Source organism: Protofrankia sp. CiT1, assembly GCF_917627335.1.
Classification (GTDB): Bacteria; Actinomycetota; Actinomycetes; order Frankiales; family Frankiaceae; genus Protofrankia.
This window is the reverse complement of the sequence record NZ_CAKJTP010000055.1, coordinates 21,908-28,042: the sequence shown is the minus strand read 5'-3', so window position 1 is coordinate 28,042 and position 6,135 is coordinate 21,908. Positions and strand designations below refer to the sequence as shown.

At 67.8% G+C, this 6,135-nt stretch carries 5 protein-coding genes; 2 read left to right on the top strand and 3 right to left on the bottom strand.

What is annotated here, in order from left to right; all coding sequences use genetic code 11:
* From MJ785_RS11380 to MJ785_RS11370, 3 genes are all read right to left on the bottom strand, one after another.
* On the bottom strand, nt 1-1,160 hold a 1,160-nt coding region (locus MJ785_RS11380), incomplete at its 3' end, for a serine/threonine-protein kinase (protein ID WP_370652923.1).
* A 76-nt stretch (nt 1,161-1,236) separates the two neighbouring features.
* Nucleotides 1,237-3,180 (bottom strand): DUF2142 domain-containing protein, encoded by a 1,944-nt coding sequence (locus tag MJ785_RS11375; RefSeq protein ID WP_239380725.1) that lies wholly within the window; start codon nt 3,178-3,180, stop codon nt 1,237-1,239.
* Between the two features lie 186 nt (nt 3,181-3,366).
* On the bottom strand, nt 3,367-4,086 hold the full coding sequence (locus MJ785_RS11370; RefSeq protein ID WP_239311052.1) for a DapH/DapD/GlmU-related protein: 720 nt from the start codon (nt 4,084-4,086) through the stop codon (nt 3,367-3,369).
* A 452-nt stretch (nt 4,087-4,538) separates the two neighbouring features.
* On the opposite strand from MJ785_RS11370, the gene MJ785_RS11365 reads away from it, so the two are divergent.
* Both MJ785_RS11365 and MJ785_RS11360 read left to right on the top strand, forming a co-directional pair.
* On the top strand, nt 4,539-5,474 hold the full coding sequence (locus MJ785_RS11365) for a glycosyltransferase family 2 protein (protein ID WP_239345933.1): 936 nt from the start codon (nt 4,539-4,541) through the stop codon (nt 5,472-5,474).
* Nucleotides 5,464-6,135, top strand: a 672-nt coding sequence (locus MJ785_RS11360; protein WP_239380723.1) for a glycosyltransferase family 4 protein, incomplete at its 3' end; no start/stop codon positions are given. The genes MJ785_RS11365 and MJ785_RS11360, both read left to right, overlap by 11 nt.

The window sequence follows — 6,135 nt, the reverse complement described above, 5'->3', positions numbered from 1 at the left end:
GCTGGTGGTGCGGGTGCTGGTGGTACGGGTGGTTTGGCTGGTGCCGGTGGTGCGGGTGGTTTGGCTGGTGCCGGTGGTGCGGGTGGTTTGGCTGGTGCCGGTGGTGCTGGTACGGCTGGTGCCGGCACGGTTGCCTTGACCGTCGCTGGTGGTTTGGCTGGTACGGGTGCTGGTGTCGGTGGTTTGGCCGGTACCGGTGCCGGTGGTTCCTTGGCCGCGCTGTCGTCCGGCAGCGTTGTCTGGAGCGGTGCTGGGGATGCTGGCGCGTTCCGTACGAACTGGGTGATCTGCGGGTCGGACTTGGCGACCGTACCCAGGTTGACCAGGCGAATCAGCAGCTCCTGGGCGTTCGGTCGCGCGTCGGGAGCCTTGTGCATCGCCGCTTTGACAACGTCGCGCAGCATGTCGGGCAGGCCGTCCAGGTTCGGCTCATGGTGGACGACCCGATAGAGCTGGGCGTCCGTCGAGCCTGCCCCGAAAGGGTACGACCCGGTTCCCGCGAAGGCGACGAGCCCGCCCCAGGAGAAGATATCGGCGGCCGCGGTGACCGGCCCCCCGCTGGCCTGTTCCGGGGCCATGAAGGCCGGCGTGCCGACGACGCGCAGTTCCTTGCTGATGACTGTTTCCGCCTCCACGGCGCGGGCGATCCCGAAGTCGATGACCCGTGGCCCCAGCGGTGAGAGCAGGACGTTGGACGGTTTCAGATCCCGGTGGATCAGGCCGGCCGCGTGGATGGCGGTGAGGGCGGCGGCGACACTGACCGCGACCCGTTCGAGATCGGCCGACTGCAACGGACCGCCAGCGGCCACGGCCTGCGTCAGGGTGGGACCGTCGATGTACTCGGTGACCAGGTAGGGCGCGGCGTCGCTGGGGTCCACCATGTCGAGAACCTCGGCCGTGCAGAACCGGGCGACCCATTGGGCGAGGGCGGCCTCCCGGCGGAACCGCGCCCGGAACTCGGGGATACGGGCGAATTCCGCTCGGATCACCTTGACCGCGACCAGCCGGTCATCCGGTCCGCGCCCCAGGTAGACCGTGCCCATACCACCTTCGCCGAGGCGGCCCAGCAACACGTAGCGACCCAGGCTGGGCGGGTCGGCGGGAGTAAGCGGCGTGGACAGGTCCGCGGACCCGCGGGGTGGCGAGGATGACAGGGACACCCGGGCCCTCCTGGTAATAATCTTGCTATGCCCTGGCCTCGGACACTGCCTCTCTCCGCAGCGTACGCGCACGTGTTTACCTTTTGGGTGGGCCCGCACCACCTTCGGCCTGTTTCAGGTCGTCATTCTGGCTTGCTGCCGCCGGGCTGGCGGGGCGGTCGTTGGCGGGGCGGGCACCGCGCGCTGGCAGGGGCCACCGGCTACCTGACCGCCCGAGCATCGTGACATTTCCTGACAACGACACGACCGGTGGCAGCTCAGGGCCCTGGCACTGCCGAACGGACGCGTTGAGCCGGCGGGTATCGATCAGCTCGATCCCGGCGGTGGAGAGCGTGTCCGGTCCGGCCGGCGGCAGTCCTGGCCCGGCCGGTGCTGCCACGGGGGCGAGGCTGCCCGTCCGTTCACGGCAGGCGCGTGCCAGCGCCGCCGCGGTCACGACCGTGAGGACGGCGGTCATCGCGAAGCAGACCGCCACCGCTACCGCCGGCCACGGTGACCAGGCGGCCATCGCCTGCCAGGCGTCAATGGCACCGCCCGCGCGCGGCCGCCAGAAGTAGTCGACGACCGCTTTGATCGACTCTGTCTGCATGCCGGCGGCGGCGGTCAGGAGCGCGAGCGGCATCCAGCGGGCAGAGCGGGGCCCGAGGGCGGCGCTTCCGGCGCCGACCAGCACGGCTACTCCGCTGATGCCCATGAACAGGTACCGGCCGGAGATCCCCGTGATGTGTCCGGTGCGTGCCACATGAACGGCGGCCCCGGCTCCGACGACGACCAGCAGGGCAAAGGTCGGCCACAGCATGAACAGCAGGCTGCTCCGGTTCGTCCAGCCAGAAGCGCGGATCACGGCGCAGGCGGCAAGCCCGATCACGACACCCGAGGCGGCGAGTACCAGCGGCAACGGCAGCTCGACCTCGTACCATCCGATCGAGCCCCACCAGCGGCCCAGCAGGCCCGTTGACATCCAGCTCCAGTAGACGGTCCAGTCCGATCCGACGTACTGCCCGGGTGGGAAGCCCGGCACGCTCGGCTGGAACGTACCCCATCTGATCATATTGACCAGCCACCACCAGCCACCGGCAGCAATGATCATCGTGCCGCAGAGCGCGATGGACCGCCAGGGCAGGCGGGTGCCACGTAGCCGGACAGCCACGTACGCGGCGCCGACCATGACAACCAGCACCACCGCGAAGGATTTCGTGAGCAGCGCCAGGCCGGTGAGGAGCCCGGTCCACGTCGCGGTCCGCGCCGAGGTGTCTCCGCCCAGTATGTGGGCGACCGCCGCCGTGACCAGCGCGCCCAACAGGATCAGCAGATTGTCGTTGTTGACGCTGGAACCGATGTGGAGCAGCTGCGGCACGGCGAAGGGCGTCAGCGCCGCGACCGTCGCGGCGGCCGGGGGCAGGCGCAGGCGGCGGGCGGTCGCGTGGATGATCAGTGGAAGTGGCGTCAGCATCAACACGCTGATCATTCGTAGCAGGCCGATCGTCACATCCCAGCGCAGGGTGTCTCCGCCGCTGGGGAGCGTGGTGAGGATCGCCGCGTTCACCCAGTAGTACAGGGGCGGATGCTGGACGATCTGCTGGATGGAACCCGGCGGCTGCCCGGCGGTGGCAAGCTTGTCCCAGGCGGGCCGCAGGTGACGCGGTACCGCGTCCCGCGCGGGGATCGGATCGACTGTCAGCTGGTAAGGGTATGCGTGGCTACCGAATGGTGACGCCGCTATGGCGCCGACTCCGTCGGCCGTCACGAAGGCGTTGCCCGGCCGCGGCCAGCCATCGCCCTGGACGAGTCGCATGACCGCGTCGACCTGGTTCGGTTCGTCCGGTGCGTGGTACTGCGGCACCAGCACGGACCAGGATGCGAGCAGCAGGCCGAAAAGGCTGGTGACCAGCCAGATGTGGCCTGGGGTCCGGCGCAGTGCCGGCAGCGGTCCGAAGCGTTCGATACCAGCGTCACCACCGGCTGATTCATCCGTTGTGGTTGCCGAGGCCCCGGGCCGGGCCTGGATCAGAGCGGACACGAGGCTGGGGCCTTCCGGCTGTTCGCGGCCTCCCGCACACCCATGACGCTCATACGGGCCCCGATTCGTTCTCATCTGATCGACGCCAGACAGTCTAACAACTCTAAGTATCGGAAAAGATACTTTCGGTGATAGCCTGGGGATGTGTCGTTCTCTCTCATGATTCGGCTGGCGGCCCGCGGCGGACTACCGCCAGGAATCGACCGGGCCGACGGCCTTGGCTGGCGAGCCCGCGACGATCGTCTTCGGTGGGACGTCACGGGCCACCACGGCGCCCGCGGCGACGACCGCGCCCTCGCCGATCGTCACGCCCTTCAGGATGATCGCCCCGGTGCCGATCCAGGCGCGGTCCTCCAGGATCACCGGGGCGCTCATCGGCTGCTCCACCCCGTCCACGGTCATGGGGTGGAAATCGTTGTCGAGGATCTGGGTGTTCCAGGAGATATTGCAGCCGGCGCCGATACTCACCCGTTCCCGAACCAGGATCTTCGCGAAGCCGTTGATATTGGTGTTGTGGCCGAGCTGCAACAGGCCGGAATCCACCACGATGCGCGCCCCGCGCTGCACCGACACGACGCCCTCGCAGCGCAGCCGTCCCTCGGGATGGATCCGCAGCACGGACACGTCCCGCCGGGTCGAGATCCCGAACGGCCCGAGGCCGATCCGAAGGGCCGCCCCCTCGGCGAACTCGATACGTTCGTGCCCCTCGATGACGGTCGGCGATCCGGTCCAGATCGGCTGCCCATGCGCGACTGGGTAGCGCAGCCCCGCCGTGAAGGAGCGCGCGGACGTCTCCCGCCCGGCGCGCAGTGCCCTGACGTTTCGGGCGTATTCGCGAAAGTCGTTGACGAACTGCCGGTCAAGTGTCCTGAGATGACTGCCGAGACGATCACTGAGCCCACTCATGGTCGGTAAGCCTAGTAGGACGCTAGTAGGACGAAGGAGGCGCGACCGTGGCGTCTTTCATGCGCCCGGTGGCCTCAAGGGGGTGCCGGCCGGCTGACGACGGTGTGATCAGGGTGCCGCGGCGACACTGAAGAGGCCTCCTTCGCCGGTGTTCAGGCAGGCCGTGCAACCCTGGGCGCCAAGCGCATACAAGGGAGGCGAGGGGTATTCAGCCCGACGATCCGTGAGCGGTCCGGTGATACCGGTGATACCGGTGAACGCATGGTTTCCGGCTGAATTTCAGGAGCGGCGTCGACGTGAGTGTCAGTGTTCTCCATGCACCTGTCGTTGTTTGCGCGGCTGTCGGTCCGCACGTGTCAACGCAGGGTGTCCCGGCTACGGGTGTCCCGATTACGGGTGCCGCGGCCGCGAGTACTCCGGAGCGGAGCACCGTGGCCGCGGATACACATACCGTGAACCGGCAGCGATCCAGCGGCGGACCGGTGGCGGAGGCGGCTGCCGCGCCATACGTGACCATCGTTCTTCCGTGTTACAACGAACAAGATCATATTCTCCATGAGCTGGAGCGGATCACCGCCGCCATGGATGCGAGCGACTACAGCTATGAAGTGCTGGTCATCGACGACAAGTCGACCGATGACTCCGTCGTCCTATTACGTAGTGCGATGTGCCGCTTCCCGCGGATGCGGCTGATTTCGTTTCGCCGCAACGGTGGATCGGGTACCGCACGCCGCATCGGCACGCAGGATGCCCGGGGGACGATCGTGGTCTGGACCGATGCGGACATGACCTATCCGAACGAGCGGATTCCGGAGTTCGTCCACCACCTTGTCGCCAACCCCGAGGTCGACCAGGTCGTGGGCGCGCGCACCACCGAGCAGGGGACGCACAAATGGGCACGGGTGCCGGCCAAGTGGTTCATCCGGATGCTCGCGCAGCGTCTGACCGGGATGAAGATTCCCGATCTGAACTCGGGTCTGCGGGCGTTCCGGCGGGATGTGTCCCTTCCGTACCTGCGGCTGCTGCCGCCCGGATTCTCCTGTGTCACGACGATCACGATGGCTTTCCTGGCGAATCAGCACCCCGTCGACTACATACCGATCGGTTACGCGAAGCGGTCGGGCACGAGCAAGTTCCACCCGTTCCGGGACGCGCGCCGGTACATCCTGCAGGTGCTGCGGATGGTCATGTACTTCGACCCGATCAGGGTGCTGATGCCGATCGCCTTATGGATCATGGGGCTGGGTTTCGTGAAGCTCGTCGTTGACCTCGTTCGCTACGACCTGCGGGTCACCACCTCCACGCTGCTGGCGATCCTGGTCGGTTTCCAGATCGTCGTCCTGGCGTTGATCGGCGACCTGATAGTCCGTTCGCGCAGTGACAACTGAGGACGCCCCCGCCGGGATGCCGATCACCATTCCGCCACCTGAGCCACCTGAGCTATTGGGGGTGCCGCTGACCGGGCCGGCGGTGCCCGGGAGCGCTCCAGCGCGGATCGTGATCGTCGGTCCGGCCCACCCTTATAAGGGAGGTGTGGCCCAGCACACGACGGAGCTGGCACGCCGGCTTGCCATGCGCGGCCACCGGGTGCGGATCGAGTCATGGTCGCGGCAGTACCCGGTCCGGCTCTACCCAGGCCACCAGCGGGTGAGCCACCCTGAGACAGAGCCTTTCGCGGCCACGAGCTATCCACTGTCGTGGCGACGCCCGGACTCGTGGGTACGGCTGGGGCGGCGGCTGCGCCATGAGGTCGATGTTGTGATCTTTGTGCTGGTCACCCCGATACAGGTACCGGCCTACCTGGGCATCCTTGCCGCTCTCCGGCCGGGGAGCGGGCCGGTCGTTCTCGCGCTGTGCCACAACGTGCTGCCGCATGAGCGGCGTACCGGGGACGAGGCGCTGGCCCGCGCCCTGTTACGGCGGGTGTCGGGGGTCGTGGTGCATACGCCGACCGAGGCGGACCAGGCCCGCACGCTGACGGATCGGCCGGTCTCGGTCGCCATGCTGGCTCCACATCTGTGGCCGGGGCGACAGGCCACCGCTGCCGGC

What these genes read in the sequence shown, in the direction of transcription:
- MJ785_RS11370 (WP_239311052.1), bottom strand. Translation starts at nt 4,086, where the DNA reads ATGAGTGGGCTCAGTGATCGTCTCGGCAGTCATCTCAGGACACTTGAC.